Raw genomic sequence first — 21,405 nt, forward strand, 5'->3', positions numbered from 1 at the left:
GCCTAGACCCGCCGCACCTGTACGCGGGCTGAGTAGGTGGACGCACGCCGTGTCGACCCCGGCAGGCACACTGGGGGCCATGATCGAGGTACGGAATCTCACCAAGCGCTACGGCGGCTCGACCGCCGTCGACGACCTCAGTTTCACCGTCCGCCCCGGCGTCGTCACCGGCTTCCTCGGCCCGAACGGCGCCGGCAAGTCCACCACGATGCGCATGATCGTCGGCCTGGACAACCCGACGTCGGGCGAGGCGCTCGTCAACGGCCGGCCGTACCGCGACCTCGAGCAGCCCGCCCACACGGTCGGGTGCCTGCTCGACGCGTCCTGGACGCACGCCAACCGCTCGGCGGGCGCGCATCTGAAGATGATCGCGGCGGCGGCCGGCGTACCCGCGACCCGCGTGGACGAGGTCCTGGCCCTGGTGGGCCTGACCGACGTCGCCGGCCGCAAGGTGGGCGGCTACTCGCTCGGGATGCGACAGCGCCTCGGGCTGGCCACCGCCATGCTGGGCGACCCCGAGGTGCTGCTGTTCGACGAACCCGTCAACGGGCTGGATCCCGAGGGCATCCTGTGGATCCGCCGCTTCATGCACGCCCGCGCCGCCGAGGGCCGCACGGTGCTCGTCTCGTCGCACCTGCTGTCGGAGATGTCCCAGACCGCCCAGGACCTCGTCGTGATCGGCCGCGGGAAGCTGCGCGCGCAGACCTCGGTCGAGGAGTTCCTCTCGGCCGCCAGGTCCTCGGTCGTTCTGCGCACGCCGCACGTCGAGGAGTTCACCGAGGCCGCGCGGGCCGAGAACATCGAGGCCACGTTCGACCCGCAGCAGGGCGTGTTCCTCATCGACGGCCTGCGGGCCCCCCAGGTGGGCGACCTCGCCGCCGGCCTGGGCATCACCGTCCACGAGCTGCACGAGAAGCGGGCTTCCCTGGAGGAGGCCTTCATGGCCCTCACCGATCAGGACGTCGAGTACCACGGTCAGGAGTCCACCCGATGAACCTGCTGAAGTCCGAGTGGATCAAGGTCACCACCACCAAGAGCGCCTACTGGCTGTACGCGATCGGGATCGGGCTGGCGGTGGCCCTGGCCGTGATCATCGGCCAGTTCGACCAGTCGGCCACGGAACCCGTCGCGGGTGAGGCCGGCGGTGGGAGCGACCCGCTGTTCGCCATCCTCGGGGTCTCCGCGTTCACGGTGCTGCTGGTGTGGATCGCCGCGATCGTCGGCGTCACGGGCGAGTACCGCTATCACACGATCAAGGCGACCTACCTGACCTCGCCGTCGCGCTGGCCCGCGATCGTCGCCAAGACCGGGCTGTTCGTCGTGCTGTCGGTCGTCGTCACGGCCGTCGCGGTGATCGTCGCGCTGCTGGTGGCGGGGGCGCTGTCCGGGAACGAGTCGTGGACCCCCTTCTCCGGCGACGGGCTGACCTACCTCTGGCGGTTCCCCGTCTACGCCGCGCTCGGCACCCTGGCCGTGATGGGACTGGCGTACATCATGCGCAACGCCGCCGGGACGATCTCCCTGTTCCTCGTGTGGATCCTCGCCCTCGAGGGCATGGTCTCGCTCATCCCGAAGGTCGGTCAGGACATCGCCGGGTGGATGCCGTTCGCCAACGGTGACTACTGGACCCAGGGGGAGTCGGCCCGTGGCTACATCACGTGGGGAGAGTGGCCGGCCCTGGCGCTCTACGCCGCCGTCTGCGTGGCCCTCTGGGTCGCGGGCCTGGTGACGACCATGCGGCGCGACGCCTGAGTCCCGCCCGCGGGACCGACTCCCGCGATGCACCGAACGGCGCCGCCCTTCAGGGGTAGGGTCGGAACCGATACTGGGTCGGCCCTAAGGAGTCGAGATGTCCGGCGGAACTTCGCTCAAGCTCGTCCACAACACCGATAGAGACCGTTTCGAACTCTGGGACGGCGAGACCTTCATGGGGCTGGTCGGGTATGAGAAGGACGGCGAGGTCTACATCCTGCTGCACACCGTGATCGAGGAGCGGTTCGGGCAGCAGGGCATCGCCCGGCTGCTGGTGAGCCTGGTGCTCACCCGCCTCCGACTCGACGGGCTGAAGATCCGGCCGGTGTGCAGCTACGTGCGCCGGTTCCTGGTGCGCTTCCCCGAGTACCAGTTGCTCGTCGCCGCCGGCTGAGACGTCACGGCGGACGGTGTCGGAGCACTTCCGTAGTGTGAGCGACGGAAGACCGGCCAGCGAACAGGACTGCTCATGACTCACCCGCAGGGCGACAACGCCGACAACACCTCCCCGTCCGGGTACCCGGACTACTCCGCTCAGTCGGGATACGGCGGACACTCCGGGGCGGGACAGGGTGCCTACGGGACCGGCGGGTACGGGCAGGATGCCTACGGCCAGCAGGCGTACGGTCAGGGCTCGTTCGGCCAGAGCTCGTTCGGCCAGGAGTCCTACGACCAGGGCGGCTACGGCGCGCAGACGCCGGCGTACGCGGCGACGGGCGGATTCGCCGCGGCGCCCGGGGCACGTCCCGGCCCGCCGTCGAACGTCGGCTGGGCCGTGGCCTCGATCCTGTTCTTCTGGCCCCTGTCGTTCATCGCGATGACCCGCGCGCTGGAGGTCTACCCGCTGTGGGCCGCCGGGCGGCACGCCGAGGCGGAGGCCGCCAGCGCCACCGCCAAGCGGCTCGGCATGATCTCGCTGGCGATCGTGGCGGTCCTGATCGTCCTGTACGTCGTCTTCATCTTCGCGATGGTCGGACTCGCCTCGAGCGGCTTCTAGGACCCGGGCCGAGCCGACGGTCGTCCCGCCACCGGCCCCGGCCGGGGCGGGTGGCGCGAGCGTGGGGTCAGGCGAGGCCCAGTCGCGGTGCCTCGATCGCCGGGCACGCGTCCATCACCACGTCGAGGCCGGCCTTCTCCGCCCGCTCCGCGGCGGCCTCGTCGATCACGCCCAGCTGCAGCCAGACGGCCTTCGCGCCCCGGGCGATCGCGTCGTCGACCACGCCGCCGGCGAGCTCGGAGTTGACGAACACGTCCACCACGTCGATCTCGCCGGGGACCGACGCCAGGTCCGGGTAGCCCTGCTGACCGTGGACCGTCTCGGCCTTCGGGTGGACCGGCACGATCTCGTGGCCGAGGTCGCGGACGAACGCGCCGATGCGGTACGCGGTCCGCGAGGTGTTCGAAGACAGGCCGACGACGGCCCACCGACCCTTCCGGGACAGCAGACGCTCGATGACGGCCGGATCATTGGTGTGGCTCATACTCCGTGCAAGGCGCTGAGGCGCCGAGACATTCCCGCAGCCCTCCGCCCGCCGGCACAGCACGGGGCCCGCTGCCACAGCACGGTGCTCGCCGCGCCCGTCAGTCCCCGACGGCGTCCTTGCCGCGCTGGACGATCTTCGGGTCCGGCTCGAACACCACCTGGTGGTCCTTCTCCGGGTAGTCGAACTGGTTGAGGAAGTAGCGCATCGCGTTGATGCGGGCCCGCTTCTTGTCGTTGGACTTGATGGTCGTCCACGGGGCGCACTCGGTGTCCGTGCGGCGGAACATCTCTTCCTTGGCCTCGGTGTACTCGTCCCACTTGCCCAGCGACTCCAGGTCCATCGAGGAGAGCTTCCAGCGGCGGACGGGGTCCAGCTGGCGGATCGCGAACCGGGTCTTCTGCTCCTCGCGGGTCACCGAGAACCACAGCTTGGTCAACCCGATCCCCGAGTCCACGAGCATGCGCTCGAACATCGGGGCCTGCTCCATGAACGTCTCGTACTGGGCGTCTGTGCAGAAGCCCATCACCCGCTCGACGCCGGCGCGGTTGTACCAGGAGCGGTCGAACAGGACCAGCTCACCGCGGGTGGGCAGGTGCGCGACGTAGCGCTGGAAGTACCACTGGTACAGCTCGGTCTCGGTGGGCTTGACCAGCGCCACGACGCGGGCCTGCCGGACGTTGATGTACTCGGTGAACCGCTTGATGGTGCCGCCCTTGCCGGCGGCGTCGCGGCCCTCGAACACGATGACCTGCCGGTGGCCGGACTCGGCCTGCCAGTTCTGGAACTTCAGCAGCTCGATCTGCAGCAGGTACTTCTCGACCTCGTACTGGTTGCGGTCCATCCGGCGGTCGTACGGGTAGTTCTCCCGCCACGTGTCGACGGCGCGGCCGTGGATGTCGATGAGGTCGGGGTCCTCACCGTGGTCGTCGCGGACGGTGAAGCCCTCGGCCCGCAGCCGGTCGATGTAGTGCCGCAGTTGGAAGGTCGACATGGGCCGCTAGCCGAGATCCACCACGACGGGCGCGTGGTCGGACGCACCCTTGCCCTTGCGCTCCTCGCGGTCGATGAACGCGCCGGTGACGCGGGCGGCCAGCGCGGGGGAGTGCAGCTGGAAGTCGATGCGCATGCCCTTGCGCTTGGGGAAGCTCAGCCCGGTGTAGTCCCAGTACGTGTAGACCCCGGGGCCGGGCGTGTGTTCGCGGGTGACCTCGCGGAAGCCGGCGCCGTCGAAGGCCGCGAAGGCGAGGCGCTCGGGCGGGGAGACGTGGGTCTTGCCCTCGAAGACCTCCATGTCCCACACGTCCTCGTCGAGCGGCGCGACGTTCCAGTCGCCCACCAGGGCCACCTGGGCGTCGGGGTCGGCGGCGAGCTCGGCGGACGCGTGGTCGCGCAGCCGGGCCAACCACTCGAGCTTGTAGGTGTAGTGCGGGTCGGACAGCTCGCGGCCGTTGGGGACGTAGAGGCTGTAGACGCGGACGCCGTCGCACACGGCGGAGATCGCGCGGGCCTCCGGGTCCTGGGACTGCTCGGGGTCCTTGTGGAACCCGGGCATGCCGTCGAAGCCCAGGCGGACGTCGTCCAGTCCGACGCGGGAGGCCACGGCGACCCCGTTCCACTGGCTCAGACCGTGGTGGGCGACCTCGTAGCCGAGCTCCCGGAACTCCTCGTGCGGGAACTGCTCGTCCTTGCACTTGGTCTCCTGCATCGCCAGGACGTCGACGTCGGTCCGGTCGAGCCAGGCGAGCACGCGGTCCTTGCGGGCTCGGATCGAGTTCACATTCCAGGTGGCCAGGCGCATGGCCGCGAGTCTATTGCGCGTCGCGCGGCGCCGTCACCGCAGGAGGGCGGGACTGGTCGACGACGACGAGGTGGCGCAGCGAATGGTGGGGTTCGAGTCCGAGCTTGGCCCACAGGCCGCGCCCGGCGGTGTTGTCCGCGAACACGTGGAGGTGACACTCGGCGGCGCCGAGACCGCGCCCCCAGGCGACGAGCGCGCCGGTGACGATCTCGGCCAGGCCGCGGCGGCGGTGGCCGTCGGCGGTCTGGACGCAGGACACGGCGATGCGGGCCCGCCCGTCGGGGCCCGCGGTCACGGCGCCGCGGGCGATGGCGGCGAGCTCGCCGCCGGATTCGAGGCGGGCGAACACGACGTGACCGCCGGGGCCGGGTTCGCCGGCGTCGGGGCCGTCGGCGACGATCCCGGCGGTGGCGAGCATCGCCGGGCGCACGCGCTCGGGGTCGAGGTCGGCGGTGGCGTGGTAGAGCGCCAGCCAGTCGTCGTCGGGGCGCTCGGCCAGCGTGACGGCGGGTCGGGTGTCGGCGGGGAAGGCGGCGTCGACCACGGCGAGCAGCGCCTCGCTGTCGGCCGTGCAGAGGAACAGGTCGCGGTCGGCGTGGATGCGCGCGGGGTCCACGGGCGCGCCGTCGAGCATCATCCGCTCGACCTTCACGAGCCGGTCGACGTCGACCAGCCGCAGCGGCAGGCCGCGGGCGGCGTACCAGTCGCGCACCCCGTCCAGGTCCTCGCAGCTCGCCCACGGCAGGACGGGCACCGCGGAGTTCCCGCGGTAGGACCAGTCGTCGCCGGCGCGGCAGAACCAGCCGTCGACCAGTTCGTACTCGCCGCACGGCCACGCCAGGGCGCCGGCGTACTCGTGGGCCCGGACGTCGCGGGCCCGCACCGGCCGCGGCGGGAGGACCTTGAGCACGGCGATGTCGGCGTCCGGGATCCGCAGCTCCTCGCCGGACTCGCGGCGCACGACCAGTTCCGGCTCGAGCGTCACCACGTGACCGATGACGTCGGTGTACAGGTGCGAGGACTCACCGGGCGCCAGATGGCGACGCACCACCACGCGCATGCCCACCGCCACCTGGCGGCCGGAGTTCCACCGGGACCGTTCCGCCAGGTCCCGGTCCTGCTCAGCCATGGTCGGTGTCGACCTCGTCGTCGTCGCCGTCCCAGTCGTCCTCGTCGGCGAAGGGGTCCGGGTCCGTGGCGGGGTCCCAGCTCAGGCCCGGCACGCCCCACCCGGCGTCGCGGATGTGGCGCTTGGCCGCCTTCTTGTTCCGGCCGATGAGGTGGTCGGTGTAGACGAACCCGTCGAGGTGCCCGACCTCGTGCTGCAGGCACCGCGCGAACAGGCCGTAGCCCTCGACCGACACGGGCTCGCCGTGCTCGTCGGTACCGGTCACGCGCGCCCACCACGCGCGCCCGCGCGGGAAGTTCACGCCGGGCACGGACAGGCAGCCCTCGAGGTCGTCCTCGGGGTCGGGCATGGTCTCGGGGATCTCGGAGGTCTCCAGGACGGGGTTGATCACGCAGCCGCGGCGGTTGAGCCAGCCGCCGCGCGCCTCGACCTCCTCGCGGGAGACGCCCTCGCCGTCCTCGGTGTCCAGGTCGGGGCAGTCGTAGACGAACAGGCGCTTGCGGACGCCGATCTGGTTGGCGGCCAGGCCCACCCCGTTGGCCGCGTCCATGGTCTCGTAGAGGTCCCGGACGAGGTCCGCGATCTCCTCGGGGGACTCGGTGACGGGCTCGGTGGGCGCGTGGAGCGCGGGATCGCCGAGGATGACGATGGGACGGACGGCCATGCACCCGATTCTAGGTGGACGGCCGCCCCGTCGATGACGAGCGGTGTCCCGACCCGCGGGCCGCGCGCACGCCGCCGGCGCTGGCAGGCTGTCGGACCCCTGTGGGACACTGGCGGTGAATCACAACGGTGTGATCCGCCAGCCACCGGGAAGGAGCTCGCACATGGGCCGGACCGCCACCACGGCACGCGAGGAGCGGGCCGAGAGCAGCGCGAGGGACGCGGCCGAGCTGCACTCCGCCGAGCTGCACGCCGCCGACCCGGCCCTGTCCGAGCGGGACCGGAAGATGCTCGAGTTCGAGCGGCAGTGGTGGAAGTTCGCCGGCTCCAAGGAGGAGGCGATCCGGCAGCAGTTCGACATGTCAGGGACCCGCTACTTCCAGATCCTCAACGATCTCATCGACCGGCCCGAGGCCCTGGCCGCGGACCCGCTCCTCGTCAAGCGCCTGCGTCGCATGCGGTCCAGCCGGCAGAAGGCTCGCGCGGCGCGCAACCTGGGAATGCGGCTCGACTGACCTAGACTCGGGCGCGTGAGCTCCCAGTCCGAGAACCCGCAGCACGCCCCGCAGCCCGGCGATCCCGATCACGGCGATCCGCGGTACGACGACGCACCGTACGGCGACCCCCGCGAGGGCGACGCCCACGGCGACCCGTACGGCCCGGGCGCGGGCGGTCCCGACGAGCCCAGCGGCCCGCCGTACCGCGCCATCGCCATGGTGCTGCTGTCGGCGGTCGTGCTCGCCGTGGGCATCGGGCTGGTGCAGCTGTTCGGGGGCGACGACGACGAGGCGGCCACCACCGCCGGCGAGGGCACCTCCCAGGTGGAGCCGAACGGTCAGGACGGGCAGGACGCGTCCGGTCAGCCCGCGCAGGGCGAGGCCGGCGCGGCCGGCGACGCCCCGGCAGAGGGCGGCGCCCCCGCCGGGCAGGACGGCGCCCAGGGTGCGCCCGGCCAGGACGGTCAGCCCGCCGACCCGGCGGCCCCCGGCCAGCCCGGCGATCAGGCGCCCGCGGGTCAGCCCGCCGGCGCCGGGCCCGACGTGACGGCCGTGCCGGTGCAGATCTTCAACAACAGCACCGTCACCGGCCTGGCCGGTCGGACCGGTGAGGCCCTGCGGGAGAGCGGCTTCGCGGTGGGGGACGTGGCCAACATGCCGTCCAACCGCGGTGTGGTGGCCCAGTCGACCGCGTTCTTCGGCAGCGGGCCGGGGGAGCGGGAGGCCGCGGAGGCGATCGCCGCCCAGCTGGGGATCACCGCCAAGCCGCGGCCGGCGGACCTGGCGGGGGAGGCTCCCGGGGTGATCGTGATCGTCACCCAGGATCTCGACCGCTGACCCCTGAGGATATGATGAGCCCACGCGTCCCGCCCGCCCGCGGGGCGCCCGCTCTGTAGCGACTTGCAGCTTCCCGAGATCGAAGGAGCCCCCATGGCCCCGCGTCAGACCGCCCGCCGCCTCCTGGTCGCGGCTCCCGCACTCGCCCTCGCGTTCGCCGTGGCCGCGTGCAGCCCGCCCAATCAGCAGCCGGCCGAGGCCGACGCGCCGTACACGCTGCCCACGTACTCCGAGGAGTCCGCGCCGGGGCACGCCACCTCGATCCCGGAAACGCAGGAGACCGACGACCCCGACACGATCGAGGACTTCCGGGGCGGCACCACCGCGACCGGCATCCCGGGCGAGGGCGGCGACGAGGGTGGCGGCCAGGCCACCACCGATGACGGTCTGCCCGTCCCGGGTGCCGAGCAGCAGGCCGGCAGCGCGGTCCCCACGCAGCCCGCTCCCTGATCCCTCGTCCCGGCCCCGCCCGGCCCGGACGCCACGAGCCCCGCACCCGTCGAGAACGGTGCGGGGCTCGCGTGTTCCCGCGGGCGGCGTCGTCGGGTAGTGGCTCAGGCGTCGCGACGGCGGGCGTCGCGGCGGCCGTCGATGCCGGGCCCGGTGTACTGCTCGAGCACGGGCGCCTCGTGGGTGATGGTGCCGTCCTCCACGCTCTCGCGGTAGGCGAGATTGCCCACGCGGTTGGCGATCACGGGGGCGGCGCACACGGCGACCATGCCCGCGACCACGAGCATCCCGAGGTCGATGTCGGGGTAGACGCGGATGCCCGCCCCGATCAGGATGAGGACGAGCCCGAGCACCTGGGGCTTGGCGGCGGGGTGCATGCGGCTGAGCGTGTCGCGGAATCTCAGCAGGCCGATGGCGCTGCACAGTGTCAGCAGCGCGCCCGCGAGGACGAACAGCGCGGAGATCGTCTCGATGACGTCGTTGCTCATGTGAAGGCCTCCTCGGGGGTGCCGACGTTGTCGCTGACGCGGAAGCGGGCCACGGACACCGAGCCGAGGAACGCCACCAACGCGAGAGCGACCAGGGCCGCGGCGGGGGTGGTGTCCTTGGTCCACGCGATGTAGACGGCGATGCCGCCCTGGGCGACGGCGACCAGCGTGTCGAGCGAGATGAGTCGGTCGAGGGTGCTGGGGCCTCCGACGAGGCGGACCGTGGTGACGAACAGGGCCGCCGTCAACGCGATGATGGCGAGGATCCAGAGGACGAGTGTGACGGTCACCAGGGTCCCTCCTCTTCCGTGGTGGGGTCGTACGGCTTCTCCGCGCCGGCGGGGGTGCTCGCCGCGTCGGCGTCGGCCTCACCGGGGCGGGACCCGTCGGCGTCGCCCGGATTCTCCGGGTCGGTCCCGCCGGCGGGGTCGACCGGGTCCCCGGGGGTCGTGGTGCCCGCGGTGGTCGGGGCGCTGTCGGCGGGGGCCGAGTAGTGCTCGGGGCTGGGGCGCCAGTCCTCGTCCCGTTCGAAGGCGCGGAGGTAGAGCTTCTCCACGTGGGCGGTCTGGCGCCGGAACTGCTCCACGGCCTCGTCGGTCCCGGCGTCCAGGACGTGGACGTACACGTAGCGGGCGACGGGGTCGACCCGGACGACGATGCCACCGGGCAGCAGGTTGAGGGTGTTGACGGCCAGGGCGAGGGTGAAGTCGGACTTCAACCGCATGGGCGCCCGCAGCACCGCGGAGCGCGGCGGCGCCGTGGGGCGGATCGAGAGCCAGGCGACCACGATGGAGGACCGGATCAGGTAGTAGGCCACCACGAGCACGAGCCACACCGTGGACAGCGGCCGGAGCAGACCCTCCACGGGCACCCGGGGCAGGGGCAGGACGACCATCACCACGGTCGCCACGATGAGGCCCGAGACGATGGTCCCCACCTCGACGCTGCCCCACAGCAGCACCCAGGCGAACGCCAACCACAGCGTCATGCACACGCGGGCCCCGAGGACACGCGGGTCGAGTTTCACCGTGCGGGCCATGTCAACGCACCCCCGTCACGGAGTCGACGAACCGCCCGGGGGAGCCGTCGGTGGGAACGGTGTACAGGTACTCGGCCCGCTCGCGCAGGGAGGTGGCGGCGTCGTCGGTGACCTGCAGGAGCGGGCCCGCGAACACCGTCATGAGGATGGACACCACGATGAGCGCCCAGGTCGGGGCCAGCATGCTCCACGGCATCTTGCCCACCTCCTCGCGCTCGTCGAACTCCACGTACTCGTCGGACGGCAGGAGGGACAGCGGCCTGGCCAGCGCGAGCGCGCCCTCGGGGGCGTCGGCCCGGGGGCGCCAGAACGCCTTCGACCACACGCGGGCGATCACGTAGAGGGTGAGCAGGCTGGTCACCATCGCGCCGGCGATGAGGATCCACATGAGGGCGCCTCCCGACTCGGCACCGGCCTGGACCACCGCGAGCTTGCCGATGAACCCGGAGAACGGCGGGATGCCGCCCAGGTTGAGCGCCGGGATGAGGAAGGTGACCGCCAGGACCGGGCTGGCCACGCCGAGGGAGCCCAGTCGACGCAGCGACGAGGACCCGGCCTGCCGCTCGATGAGGCCCACCACCAGGAACAGCGTGGTCTGGACGATGATGTGGTGGCCGACGTAGTAGATCGCGGCGCTGAGGCCGGACTCGCTGGACAGGGCGACGCCGAAGATCATGTAGCCGATGTGACTGACCAGGGTGAACGACAGGATCCGCTTGATGTCGGACTGGGCGATCGCGCCGAGGATGCCCACGACCATGGTCAGCAGACCGGCGACGAGCAGGACCCCGTCCATGTCGCCCCCGGGGAACACGAGGGTGTGGAACCGGATGATCGCGTAGACGCCGACCTTGGTGAGCAGCCCGGCGAACACGGCGGTGACCGGCGCGGGCGCGGTCGGGTACGAGTCGGGCAGCCAGGTCGAGAGCGGGAAGACGGCGGCCTTGATGCCGAACGCCACGAGGAACACGGCGAAGATGGTGTTGCGCAGGCCGTCCGGGACCTCCGCCATCCGCGTGGCCACCTGGGCGAGGTTGAGGGTGCCGACCGCCGAGTACGTCAGCGCGATGCCCAGCAGGAACACCATCGACGACACCATCGACACGACGGTGTAGGAGACACCGGCGCGGACGCGTTCCTGGCTGGCGCCGAGGGTGAGCAGCACGTAGGACGCGGCCAGCAGGATCTCGAACCCGACGAACAGGTTGAACAGGTCGCCCGCGATGAACGCGGCGTTCAGACCGGCCGCGAGCGCGAGGTAGGTGGGCAGGAAGATCGAGGTGGGCTGGTCCCCGTCGCCGTCGCGCACACCCTGCCCGACCGCGTAGATGATGACCGTCAGCAGCACGATGGCCGAGACGCACAGCATGAGGGCACTGAGCCGGTCGGCGACGAGCGAGATGCCGACGGGGGCGTCCCAGCCGCCCACCTGGACGGTGTGCATGCCGTGGGAATCGGTGAGGACCAGCAGGAGGCCCGAGATGACCAGCAGGGCGGTCAGGGTCGTGATGGTGATGACGTTCTGCACCTGCGGCCGACGCGAGACGACCAGGCACAGTGCGGCGGCGAGCAGCGGGAGCAGGACGACGGAGGGGATGAGGTAACCGAAGAGGTCGGGGGAGATCACAGGTCCTCCTCCTTCCCGGCCTTCTTGTACCGCCTCTCGCGTCTGTCGACCCTCCGCGCCTCGGCCTCCGCCTTGGCCCTGGCCTCGGCGCGGGCCTCCGCCCGGGCTTCGGCTTCGGCCTCCGCCTCCTCGAGGTCCTCGTCGTCGTAGTCCACGTGGTCGCCGAGCTCTGTGGGCTGGCCCGTGGTGTGGTCGTCCGAGGCGTCGCGGTCCGGTGCGGACCAGGCGTCGGTGGGGGAGCGCTGGGCGATCTTGGTGTCCTCGGCGTCGTCGGCGACCTCGTCCACGGTCGTGAACTGGTACGAGCGGTAGGCCAGCGCCAGGATGAACGCGCCCACCCCGGCGGTGATGACGATGGCGGTGAGGATCATCGCCTGGGAGAGCGGGTCGGAGTCGACGGTGTTGTCGCCCCACGAGCGGCCGCGGATGGGCGGGTTCCCGGGGGCCCCGCCCGAGGCGAGGATGAGCAGGTTGACGCCGTTGGACAGGATCATGATGCCGAGCAGGATCTTGATGATCGCGCGCTCGAGCAGCAGGTAGACGCCGGCCGCGCTGAGGACGCCGGCCATGAGGAGCAGTGCGAAGTCGGCGGTCATGGCATCCCCTGGGGAGTGGTGCCCTGGTTCTCGGCGGCCTCGAGGCGGGCGGCCCGGCGCGCGGCCAGGTCGGACCGCGGTGCCTGGCCGTCGACGCCGGGGACGCGGCGCAGGGCGGCGGTGGAGGGCGAGTCGGTGGCGTCGACGTAGACGGCCCGCAGTTCCTCGAGGTCCTCGGCGTCCAGGTCGAGCCGGGCGCCGAGGCTGCGGAGGATGTCCAGGACGAGGCCGACGACGATGAGGTACACACCCGCGTCGAAGAACAGTGCGGTGACGAGCTTGACCTCGCCGAACACGGGAAGCGTCCACTCGAGGGTCGCACTGGACAGCGGGGGAGCCCCGAAGGCCATGGACGTGGCGGCCGTGCCCGCGGCCAGCAGGAGGCCGGCGCCGAGGATCCGGCCGGCGTCGATCGGGACGGCCTCGCCGAGCTCGTAGCGGCCGCCGGCGATGTACCGCAGCACCAGCGCCAGTCCCGCGACGAGTCCGCCGGCGAAACCGCCGCCCGGATTGTTGTGTCCCGCGAAGAAGAAGAACAGGCTCAGGATCATCATCGTGGGGAAGATCAGCCTGGTGGTGACCTCGAGGACGAGGGAGCGGGCGCGGGGGTCGCGGACGGTCGCGCCGACAAGCCAGCGGCCGGGCGAGGCGCCCGGCGCCTCGATGACGATGCGGGCGGCCTCGATCCCCCGGCGCCCCGAGCGGGTCTTGTCCGCGTCCGCGATCCTCGGGCCGGACCCGTAGCGGCGGTTCCGGAACACGAGGCTCGCCACACCGGTGGCGGCGACGAGCAGGACGGTGATCTCGCCGAGGGTGTCCCAGGCGCGGATGTCGACGAGCGTGACGTTGACGGCGTTCGCGCCGTTGCCGATGTCGTAGGCGATGTCGGGGAAGACCGCCGACACGGCCGGGTCCTGGCGGGCGTTGATCGCGTAGGCGCCGACGATGACGACGAGCAGGCCCACCCCGATCCCGAGCCAGGCCCGCAGCCTGCGGAAACCGTCGGACAGCGGGACCTCGGCGGGCATCGTGCGCAGGACGAGGACGAACGCCACCATCATCAGCGTCTCGACGAGGACCTGCGTCAGCGCGAGGTCCGGTGCGCCGTGGAACGCGAAGATCACGGCCACGCCGTAGCCGGTCACGGACATGGCCACGACCGCGGCGAGGCGGTTGCGCAGCACGGTGGCCGCGACGGCCGCGACGGTCATGGGGATCATGACGAACAGCACGACCGGGTTCGCCGACAGCTCCATCCGCAGGCCCTCGCGGGTGCCCACCATGAGCGAGACGAACGGGAATAGGACCAGCGTGAACAGGATGATCCCGAGGGTCAGCGGGAGCGATCCGCGCTGGATGCTGGCGGTCAGGCGCAGCGACAGGATGTCGAAGAAGCGCAGGACGGCGTCGTAGATGCGGTCGGCGTTACCCAGGGCGGGCGACTCGAACTGCATCTTCTCGACGGTCCGCTGCGCGACGTACAGGATGGTGCCGAGCAGGTACACGACCCCGGTGAGCGCGAGCGGGACGCCGATGCCGTGCCACAGGCCGAGGTGGTACGGCTCGTCGCCGGCCCAGGGGCTGCCGGGCGGGAACGCGGTGTCGACGAACCGGCTGAGCAGGGACTCGACCGGGGCCGACCACAGTCCCAGCACCAGGCCGGCGGTGGCGAGCAGGGCGGGGACCGAGAGGAAGAACGGGTTGACCCTCCCGGCCCCGGCGACCGCGGGGCTGACGCCGTCGGGGAAGAACGACTTGGACCGGAAGGCGCCCATGACCAGGCGGGCGGTGTAGGAGAAGGTGAGGACCGACCCGGCGACGAGGCCGGCGGTGACGACGAGTGCGGGCATCCCGTGCAGGCGGTCCTCCGCCAGGGCGGTGGCGAACGCGGCCTCTTTGCCGACGAACCCGAGGAACGGCGGCAGGCCCGCCATGGAGGCGGCGGCGAGGGCGAAGAACAGGGCCAGGGCGGGGCTCTTGCGGCCGAGCCCGGACAGTTCGCGGATCTCCCGGGTGCCGGTGGTCTTGTCGATGACGCCGACCGCCATGAACAGCGCGGACTTGAACAGCGAGTGGGCCAGCAGCATGGTGAGCCCGGCGAGCATCGTGTCCCGGGAGCCGATGCCCACCAGCACGAGGAGGAAGCCCAGCTGGGAGACGGTGCCGAAGGCGAGGACCAGTTTGAGGTCGGACTCACGCAGGGCACGCCATCCGGCCATGAGCAGGGAGACCAGGCCGAGGGCGATGAGCGGCAGCTGCCACGTCGTGGAACCGGACATGCCCGGGCTGAACGCCGCGACCAGGAACACGCCGGCTTTGACCATGGCGGCCGAGTGCAGGTAGGCGCTCACCGGCGTCGGTGCGGTCATGGCGCCGGGGAGCCAGAAGTGCAGTGGCGCGATGGCGGACTTGCTCGTGGCGCCGACGATCACCAGGACGAGCGCCCAGTGCACGAGGGTCCCGGACGGCGGGGACGCCACGATGTCGCTGACCCGGTACGACCCCGCCTCCTGGGCCAGGATGATCATGCCGACGAGCATCGCCAGGCCACCCAGGGTGGTGACCAGCAATGCCTGGGTGGCCGCCCGGCGCGAGGAGGCGCGCTCGGCGTAGTGGCCCACGAGCAGGAAGCTCAGGACGGAGGTGATCTCCCAGAAGATGTAGAGCAGGATCATGTTGTCGGCCACCACCAGGCCGAACATGACCCCGGCGAACGCGACCATCTCCGCGGCGAACAGGTGCAGCCGCGGCTCGGAGTCGTCGAAGTACCAGGTGCAATAGAACAGCACCAACGCACCCACGCCGAGCGCGATGAGGGACATCAGCGCGGACAACGCGTCCATGCGCAGGTCCAGCGTCAGGTGGATGCCGGGCGCCCACTGGAAGGTCTCCGTGGGCACGTGGTGGAGGTTGGCCGCCACCCACACCGCTCCGGCGGCGGGGACGAGGGCCAGTAGGGGGAAAGCTCGGCGTCCGAGCCTCAGCACCAGTGGGATCGCGATCAGGGCGGCCACGGCGTGGGCCGCGAGGATCACGATCACCGGCGGCTCCTCTCCTTGCGTCGTTCGGACGACGACATGCGGACGGACCCGCCGCGTGCGAGGCGGGCAGCCGGTGTCGACCGGGGCGTGGTTACCGGGTTCACTTTACAGAACAGCGTTTCGAGCCGCTTTCATCGCAGGTGGAGGCGGGTCGCGGCGCTGAGCAGGGCGGCGATGGAGGCTTCGGGGGCGGTCCGGCCGAAGCCGAGGGCCCACGTCTCGCGGCGGCCGTTGGTGGCCCGCAGGATGGTGCACCACGACCCGGCGCCGTCGAAACCGGGTCCCTCGTACTGGTGGAAACGCTCGATCTCCGCGGGCGCGCCGACCTGGCTCAGCATGTCCGACATCGCGGTGAGGTCGCCGCACGACTCCGTGGTGAGGCGGTGGGCGGTGAACTCGCCCGGGGCGTCCGCCGCGGTGCGGGTGGCCAGGATCGCCTCGTAGGCGGTGATCCCACGACCCAGCGGGCGGCGGGTGAAGTCCGCCAGGTGGAAGTGGTCGGACGACGGGGCGTAGGTGTCGACCAGGGTGCGCCAGCTCAGGCCGGCGGCTTCGTCGGCGAACCCGCGGGGCAGGCGCCGCCCGAAACGCTCGGCGAAGGGGCAGGAACCGGTGGCGCCCGAGGCGCGGGTGGCGGGGCGTGCGGCGGTGGGGTTCGCGGTGGCGGGGTGCGTGGTGGCGTTCATCGTGATCTCGCTTCTCGACGTCGGTGCGCGACCGACGGAAAAGCAGTAACCACGCAACGGGGGTGCCGGTCTGTCAGGCCCCGTTACGTCCGGTTACTACGAGAATCATCCGCATGGCGCCCACCTTAGGCGCTCGCGGCGGGGCCCGGCAAGGCCCCGCGTGCCCCGGGGGTCAGTCGGCGCGCCGCTCGGCGTACAGGCGCAGGTTCTCGACCTGATCGGGGTCCAGCGAGGGGCGCACCGCGCGGCGGGCCCGGGCCACGTCGTCGGCGGTGACCTCGGCCGCGTCGATGTCGCGGCGCATCGCGGTCAGCGCGGACTCCCGCAACAGGGCGGCGCAGTCGGCCGCGGAGTAGCCGTCCAGGTCCTCGGCGAGCTCGGCCAGGTCCACGTCGTCGGCCAGTGGGACGTCGCGGCCCGCGGCCCGCAGGATGTCGGCGCGTGCCTGCGCGTCGGGCGGCGGGACGAACACCAGGCGCTCGAGCCGGCCGGGACGCAGCAGCGCCGGGTCGATGAGTTCGGGACGGTTCGTCGCCCCCAGGATCACCACGTCACCCAGGGGCTCCGCACCGTCGAGCTCGGTGAGCAGTGCGGCCACCACGCGGTCGCCGACACCCGAGTCGCCGGTCTGACCGCGGCGTGGTGCCAGCGCGTCGATCTCGTCGAGGAAGACAAGCGACGGCGCCGAATCGCGGGCCTTGCGGAACAGGTCACGGACCGCCTTCTCCGATGACCCGACCCACTTGTCCATGAGCTCGGCGCCCTTGACCATGTGGACCGTCAGGCGGCCGCTCGCCGCCAGCGCGCGCACGACGAAGGTCTTGCCGCACCCGGGCGGGCCGTACAGCAGGACGCCCCGCGGCGGCGTCACGCCGAGACGCTCGAAGGAGTCGCGGTGCTGCAGCGGCCACAGCACGGTCTCGGTGAGCGCCTGGCGCACCTCCTCCATGTCGCCGACGTCGTCGAGCGTGATCGAGCCCAGGCTCAGCTCCTCCGTCCCCGACCGCGACAGCGGGCGGATGACGCTGATCGCGCCGAGGAGATCCTCCTGCTCGAGGCGCGCGTCGACCCCGCCCGGGGCGTCGGGCCCGCCCGGGGCGTCGACCCCGCCCGCGTCGGCGGCCCGGGCGGCCGCGCGCAGCGCCGCCTCGCGGGTCAGCGCCCGCAGGTCGCCGGCGACGTACCCGGGAGTGCGATCGGCCACCGCGCGCAGGTCCAGCCCCGAGGTCGGCACGCCCCGCAGCATGACCCCCAGCAGCGCCGCCCGGTCGGCGGCGTCGGGCAGCGGCAGGTCCAGCACGCGGTCGCAGACGTCGGGCTCCCGCAACCGGGCGTCGGCGTCCTCGGGTCGCACGCACGTCGCGACCAGCGCCGCACCGGGCGCCGCGACGACCGACCGCAACCGGTCCAACACCAGCGTGGAGACCGGCTCGACCTGCGCGGGCAGCAGCGCGTCGACATCGGTGACCAGCAGGATCCCGCCCTGCTCGCGCGTGCGCTCGGCGGCCGCCCGCACCGCCTCCAGGCGCGACGCCGGATCGAGCGAGCCCACCGAGGGACCGTCGACCACCTCCAGCCGGCGCGACCCCGCGACCGACCGGACGAGCGTCGCCTTGCCCACCCCCGGCGGGCCCGCGACCAGCACCCCGAGATGGGGCGAGGCGCCCAGCGTGCGCAGCAGCTTCGAGCGGTCCAGCGCGAGCGAGAGCCACTGCTCCAGCACCTCGGCCTGGTCCGACACGCCCACCAGATCCTCCCGCGCGACGGCCGCGATGGCCGTCCCCGCGGCCACATCCGAGGTCCCGGCCTCCGCGGGACGCCCGGCAACCGCCCCGCCCGAGGATTCCCGCGCGGTCACGGAGCCGGCCGCGGGGGCGGTGGGGGAGGCGGAGCTCGTCGTCGTCGCCCCCGTCACCACCGCGGTGGTCGGCTGCACCGACACGATGCCGTCGGGGACGGTCGCGGTCACGGTGAGCAGCTCCGTGCTCCACTGCGCGCCCATCGTGTTGCGCAGGGTGCGCGTGGTGTCCCCGGTGGGGAAGTCGGGGCCGAGATCGCGCGGCAGCAACGTCACCGAGTCCCCGACGCGCACCACCTTGCCGAGCAGCGCCGACCGCAGCACCCGCTCGGCCACGCCCCGGCCCGCCGGCGGCAGGCCCTGCACCTCGATCGAGAGCGCCCCCGTGACCTGCGCCGCCCGCACGGTGACGCGCGCGTCCTCGCCGAGACCACAGTTGGCGGCCACGACCTCGTCCACCACGAGGATCCCGCTCGGCGACCCGGGCGTCGCGGCGGCCACCACGGCGCCCGTGGTGCGCGCGCCCACGATCTCGATCGCGTCCCACTCCCGCATCCCCAGCGCGAGGATCACCTCGGGGTGCGCCCGCACGATGCCCCGGCGGGAGTCCGCCGCGGAGGCGGACAGTCGCAGGGTCAGATCCAGATCCGGGCGCGCGTTCACGCTGCCGAGCCTATCGGCGCCCGCGGGGGAGCCGTCTACAGACCGACGCTGGACTTGACGGCGTTCCAGGCGACCGGGATCTGCCGCGAGTAGTAGGACCAGTTGTGCATGCCCGTCGGCAGGTGGTCGACGCGCGCGGGGATCCCCAGCTGCCGCAGGCGACGGTCGGCGTCCCACGTGCACCTGTCGGTGGCCTGCTCGAGGGCCATGCCGGCGACGAAGTTGGCGGCGTCGTTGTTGTACGCCTCCCAGTCGCCCGGGTTGGCCACGCCCGTGCTGGAGGACAGGTAGATGGCCTTGCCCCGCAGCTTCTCGGCGTTCAGCAGCGCGTCGTGGGCGGCCCACTGCGCGTTGCCCGGCTCGCCCCACATGTTGGTCAGCGTCGCTCCGCGGCTCTCCACGGTGTAGCGGGTGAGGATCTGCCCGAGCGCGTCGGTGGAGTAGCAGCCCGAGACGCCGAACACGCCGTTGTACAGGTCCGGGTGGCGGGTCGCGATGGTCACGGCCGCGCCCGCGCCCATCGAGATGCCGCCGATCGCACGGTTGGTGTTGGCGCTGAGGCGGGGCTCGACGATCGCCGGCAGGTCGCGGGTGATGAACGTCTCCCACTTGCTGATGCCCAGCACCGGGTCGGGGGTGTTCCAGTCCGACCACATGGAGCCCTGGCCGCCGGTGGGGATGACGAGGTTGACGTTCTGGTCCGCGAACTGCTCGGCCGCGCCCCACTGCATGAAGCCGCTCGGCAGCTCGGACCCGACGCCGTCGAGGAGGTAGAGGAACGGTGCGCCGGCGCCGCCGCCCGGGGCGCGGTACACCTCGACGGTGATGCCGCGCTGCATGTCCGCGGAGTCGATGAGCCAGCGCTCGTAGCGGCCGTTCTTCTCCAGCACCTCGACGAACCGCGTCTCGCGGATGTTCGGGTTGGGCTGCGGTGCCGGCGGCGGCGGGCCGGCGAACATGTTGGGCGAGAACCCGAGCCGGTGGGCGATGTTCATCATCGACGAGCCCGAGGAGCCGGGGAGGTTGCCGAAGTAGAGGAGCTGGCTCAGGCTCTCGGGCGAGATGGTGCCCAGCGCGTCGTTGGCGATCTGCTCGGGGCTGATCGACCCGGGCAAACCCTGGGCCTGCGCTGACGCGGGGACGAGGCCGACGCTCAGGGCCGCGGCGGTGGCGGTGGCCAGCAGGGCACGTCCGGCGCGACGCGTGCGGGGGGCGGCGGGACCCCGCCGGGGCCGTGTCCGGGTGACGGGTGCGGGGTCGGTCATGGCGGCTCCTTGCTTCGGGCAGCCGGGACTGGACAGCCGCCACTGCCTCCACTATCGCCCACTTCCGTCACACTGTTACCGCGGTTGGCGAACCCCGGCCGGCCACCGCCCCCGTTCAGCGGTAGCGCTGCAGGAACGCCGCCTCGGCGAGCGCGATGCGTTCGATCTCCCGCGGGTCGACGCTCTCGTCGGGGGAGTGGATGGCCGCTGCCGGGTCCTCGACGCCGAACAGGGCGATGCTCGCCTCGGGGTGCGCCCGCTGCAGCGCGGTGCACAACGGGATCGACCCGCCCGAACCGACCTCCGCGACCTCGGCGGCGCCGTAGGCCTGCGCAAGGCACTGTGAAAGCAGGTCGTGCACGGGGTCCGAGCCCCCGGCGGGCACGGACCGGAACGGGTGGCCGACGGCCTCGGGCTCGATCGTCACCCGCGCGTTCCACGGCCGCCGGCGCTCGATGTGGGCGGTGAGCAGCTGCTGCGCCTCGACGGGGTCCATCCCGGGCGGCACGCGCAGGTTGATCAGGGCGCGCGCGTGGGGCTGGACCGCGGCGATGGACCCCTCCACCGGCGGGCAGTCGATGCCCAGCACCGTCACCGCGGGGCGGGACCACACCAGGTCGGCGGGCGGCGCGGCCGAGGAGAGCTCGACCCCCTCGAGGACCCCGGCGTCGGCGCGGAACGTCTCCTCGGGGTACGGCTGACCGTCCCACTGGCCGGAGAAGTCCAGTCCGTCCACGGTGGTCGCCCCGGTGTGCGGGTCGCGCATCGAGGCGAGGAGGGAGATGAGCGCGGCGAGGGCGTCGGGCGCCGCGCCCCCGAACTGGCCGGAGTGGACCCCGGCCTCGAGGGTGTCGACGGCGACGACGACGTTCGCGATCCCCCGGAGGCTGGTCGTGAGCGTGGGCGTGCCCACCGAGACGTTGCCCGAATCGGCGATGAGGATCGCGTCCGCCGCCACGAGGTCGGGCCGGGCGTCCACCAGATCGTCCAGCCCCCCGCCCCCGGTCTCCTCGGAACCCTCCACGACGATTCGGATCCCCAGGCCGTCCAGCGGGTCCGGTCCGGGGGAGCCGCCCTCGTCGTCGTCCCCGCTCCCCACCGACGCCAACGCGCGCAGGGCGGTGAGGTGGACGACCAGGTTGCCCTTGCAGTCGGCCGCACCGCGGCCGTACCACCGGCCGCCGCGCTCGGTGAGCTCCCACGGCGAGGACGTCCACGCGTCGACGTCACCGGCCGGCTGCACGTCGTAGTGGCTGTACAGCAGTACCGTCGGCCGGCCCGGCGCGGCGGGGCGGTGCGCGAACACCGCCCGCGAGCCGTCGGAGGTCTCGACGACCTCCACCGACTCCGGCCCGAGGCCCGGCACCGGCAACTCGGAGAGCAGATCGCGGACCATCTCGCACGCCTGCGCGCACGCCTCCGGCTCCGCCCCGTGCACCGAGGGCAGCGCCACGAGGGCGGCCAGGTCCGCGCGGGCGCGGTCGAGCTGGGCGCCCATCGCGGAGGCCAGCGGTGCGAGCTCGGCGTGGGGATCGGCGAACACGGGGGAGTCGGTCATGGGCAACAGGATAGAGCCCAGCTCCGACACGGCC

At 72.3% G+C, this 21,405-nt stretch carries 22 protein-coding genes; 7 read left to right on the forward strand and 15 right to left on the reverse strand.

Annotated elements, in window-relative coordinates:
* The first annotated feature begins 79 nt into the window (after positions 1 to 79).
* The 4 genes from RWK90_RS14595 to RWK90_RS14610 all read left to right on the forward strand — a co-directional run bounded on the left by RWK90_RS14595 (position 80) and on the right by RWK90_RS14610 (position 2,749).
* A complete protein-coding gene (locus RWK90_RS14595) occupies positions 80 to 994 on the forward strand; it encodes an ABC transporter ATP-binding protein (RefSeq protein ID WP_314038342.1) in 915 nt (304 codons plus the stop codon).
* The gene (locus RWK90_RS14600; protein ID WP_314038343.1) at positions 991 to 1,752 is read left to right on the forward strand and encodes an ABC transporter permease; all 762 of its coding nucleotides are present in this window, start codon (positions 991 to 993) and stop codon (positions 1,750 to 1,752) included. Before RWK90_RS14595 ends, RWK90_RS14600 begins: the two co-directional genes overlap by 4 nt.
* Before the next feature lie 97 nt (positions 1,753 to 1,849).
* Entirely contained in the window at positions 1,850 to 2,146 is a 297-nt protein-coding gene (locus RWK90_RS14605) for a GNAT family N-acetyltransferase (protein WP_314038344.1), read from the forward strand.
* 75 nt (positions 2,147 to 2,221) lie between these two features.
* Entirely contained in the window at positions 2,222 to 2,749 is a 528-nt protein-coding gene (locus RWK90_RS14610) for a CD225/dispanin family protein (protein ID WP_314038345.1), read from the forward strand.
* A gap of 67 nt (positions 2,750 to 2,816) precedes the next feature.
* Here the strand turns inward: RWK90_RS14610 and RWK90_RS14615 are convergent, their stop codons facing one another.
* The 5 genes from RWK90_RS14615 to RWK90_RS14635 form a co-directional block, all read right to left on the reverse strand.
* The gene (locus tag RWK90_RS14615) at positions 2,817 to 3,233 is read right to left on the reverse strand and encodes a CoA-binding protein (protein WP_314038346.1); all 417 of its coding nucleotides are present in this window, start codon (positions 3,231 to 3,233) and stop codon (positions 2,817 to 2,819) included.
* A gap of 100 nt (positions 3,234 to 3,333) precedes the next feature.
* Complete coding sequence (gene ppk2 / locus RWK90_RS14620; RefSeq protein WP_314038347.1) at positions 3,334 to 4,227, reverse strand: polyphosphate kinase 2; 894 nt, start codon at positions 4,225 to 4,227, stop codon at positions 3,334 to 3,336.
* A 6-nt stretch (positions 4,228 to 4,233) separates the two neighbouring features.
* Positions 4,234 to 5,034 (reverse strand): exodeoxyribonuclease III, encoded by an 801-nt coding sequence (locus tag RWK90_RS14625; RefSeq protein ID WP_314038348.1) that lies wholly within the window; start codon positions 5,032 to 5,034, stop codon positions 4,234 to 4,236.
* Positions 5,035 to 5,044: 10 nt separating this feature from the next.
* On the reverse strand, positions 5,045 to 6,163 hold the full coding sequence (locus RWK90_RS14630) for a GNAT family N-acetyltransferase (RefSeq protein WP_314038349.1): 1,119 nt from the start codon (positions 6,161 to 6,163) through the stop codon (positions 5,045 to 5,047).
* A complete protein-coding gene (locus RWK90_RS14635; RefSeq protein WP_314038350.1) occupies positions 6,156 to 6,827 on the reverse strand; it encodes a peptide deformylase in 672 nt (223 codons plus the stop codon). Before RWK90_RS14635 ends, RWK90_RS14630 begins: the two co-directional genes overlap by 8 nt.
* Before the next feature lie 163 nt (positions 6,828 to 6,990).
* Here RWK90_RS14635 and RWK90_RS14640 point away from each other — a divergent pair, with 163 nt between their 5' ends.
* The 3 genes from RWK90_RS14640 (at position 6,991) to RWK90_RS14650 (ending at position 8,610) form a co-directional block, all read left to right on the forward strand.
* Positions 6,991 to 7,341: a DUF3263 domain-containing protein gene (locus tag RWK90_RS14640; RefSeq protein ID WP_314038351.1), complete on the forward strand. Its 351-nt coding sequence runs from the start codon at positions 6,991 to 6,993 to the stop codon at positions 7,339 to 7,341.
* 15 nt (positions 7,342 to 7,356) lie between these two features.
* Positions 7,357 to 8,160 (forward strand): LytR C-terminal domain-containing protein, encoded by an 804-nt coding sequence (locus tag RWK90_RS14645; protein ID WP_314038352.1) that lies wholly within the window; start codon positions 7,357 to 7,359, stop codon positions 8,158 to 8,160.
* Positions 8,161 to 8,253: 93 nt separating this feature from the next.
* Positions 8,254 to 8,610: a hypothetical protein gene (locus tag RWK90_RS14650; protein ID WP_314038353.1), complete on the forward strand. Its 357-nt coding sequence runs from the start codon at positions 8,254 to 8,256 to the stop codon at positions 8,608 to 8,610.
* 104 nt (positions 8,611 to 8,714) lie between these two features.
* Here the strand turns inward: RWK90_RS14650 and RWK90_RS14655 are convergent, their stop codons facing one another.
* From RWK90_RS14655 to RWK90_RS14700, 10 genes are all read right to left on the reverse strand, one after another.
* Entirely contained in the window at positions 8,715 to 9,098 is a 384-nt protein-coding gene (locus tag RWK90_RS14655) for a monovalent cation/H(+) antiporter subunit G (protein ID WP_314038354.1), read from the reverse strand.
* A complete protein-coding gene (locus RWK90_RS14660) occupies positions 9,095 to 9,388 on the reverse strand; it encodes a monovalent cation/H+ antiporter complex subunit F (protein WP_314038355.1) in 294 nt (97 codons plus the stop codon). The genes RWK90_RS14655 and RWK90_RS14660 overlap by 4 nt, the downstream gene beginning before the upstream one ends.
* On the reverse strand, positions 9,385 to 10,137 hold the full coding sequence (locus RWK90_RS14665) for a Na+/H+ antiporter subunit E (protein ID WP_314038356.1): 753 nt from the start codon (positions 10,135 to 10,137) through the stop codon (positions 9,385 to 9,387). Before RWK90_RS14665 ends, RWK90_RS14660 begins: the two co-directional genes overlap by 4 nt.
* Position 10,138: 1 nt before the next feature.
* Complete coding sequence (locus tag RWK90_RS14670; protein ID WP_314038357.1) at positions 10,139 to 11,764, reverse strand: Na+/H+ antiporter subunit D; 1,626 nt, start codon at positions 11,762 to 11,764, stop codon at positions 10,139 to 10,141.
* The gene (locus RWK90_RS14675) at positions 11,761 to 12,360 is read right to left on the reverse strand and encodes a Na(+)/H(+) antiporter subunit C (RefSeq protein ID WP_314038358.1); all 600 of its coding nucleotides are present in this window, start codon (positions 12,358 to 12,360) and stop codon (positions 11,761 to 11,763) included. Before RWK90_RS14675 ends, RWK90_RS14670 begins: the two co-directional genes overlap by 4 nt.
* Complete coding sequence (locus RWK90_RS14680; protein ID WP_314038359.1) at positions 12,357 to 15,401, reverse strand: Na+/H+ antiporter subunit A; 3,045 nt, start codon at positions 15,399 to 15,401, stop codon at positions 12,357 to 12,359. Before RWK90_RS14680 ends, RWK90_RS14675 begins: the two co-directional genes overlap by 4 nt.
* Positions 15,402 to 15,532: 131 nt before the next feature.
* Positions 15,533 to 16,087 carry a hypothetical protein gene (locus RWK90_RS14685; protein WP_314038360.1) on the reverse strand — a complete coding sequence of 185 codons (555 nt, stop codon included), beginning with the start codon at positions 16,085 to 16,087 and terminating at the stop codon, positions 15,533 to 15,535.
* Between the two features lie 172 nt (positions 16,088 to 16,259).
* Positions 16,260 to 18,548, reverse strand: a complete 2,289-nt coding sequence (locus RWK90_RS14690; protein ID WP_314038361.1) for an AAA family ATPase — start codon at positions 18,546 to 18,548, stop codon at positions 16,260 to 16,262.
* A gap of 35 nt (positions 18,549 to 18,583) precedes the next feature.
* Positions 18,584 to 19,813, reverse strand: a complete 1,230-nt coding sequence (locus RWK90_RS14695) for an alpha/beta hydrolase family protein (protein WP_314038362.1) — start codon at positions 19,811 to 19,813, stop codon at positions 18,584 to 18,586.
* 115 nt (positions 19,814 to 19,928) lie between these two features.
* Entirely contained in the window at positions 19,929 to 21,371 is a 1,443-nt protein-coding gene (locus tag RWK90_RS14700) for a M20/M25/M40 family metallo-hydrolase (protein ID WP_314038363.1), read from the reverse strand.
* Between the last annotated feature and the right edge of the window lie 34 nt (positions 21,372 to 21,405).

Origin of the sequence: Dietzia sp. CH92 (assembly GCF_032248695.1) — a bacterium.
In the GTDB taxonomy this organism is placed as follows: Bacteria; Actinomycetota; Actinomycetes; order Mycobacteriales; family Mycobacteriaceae; genus Dietzia.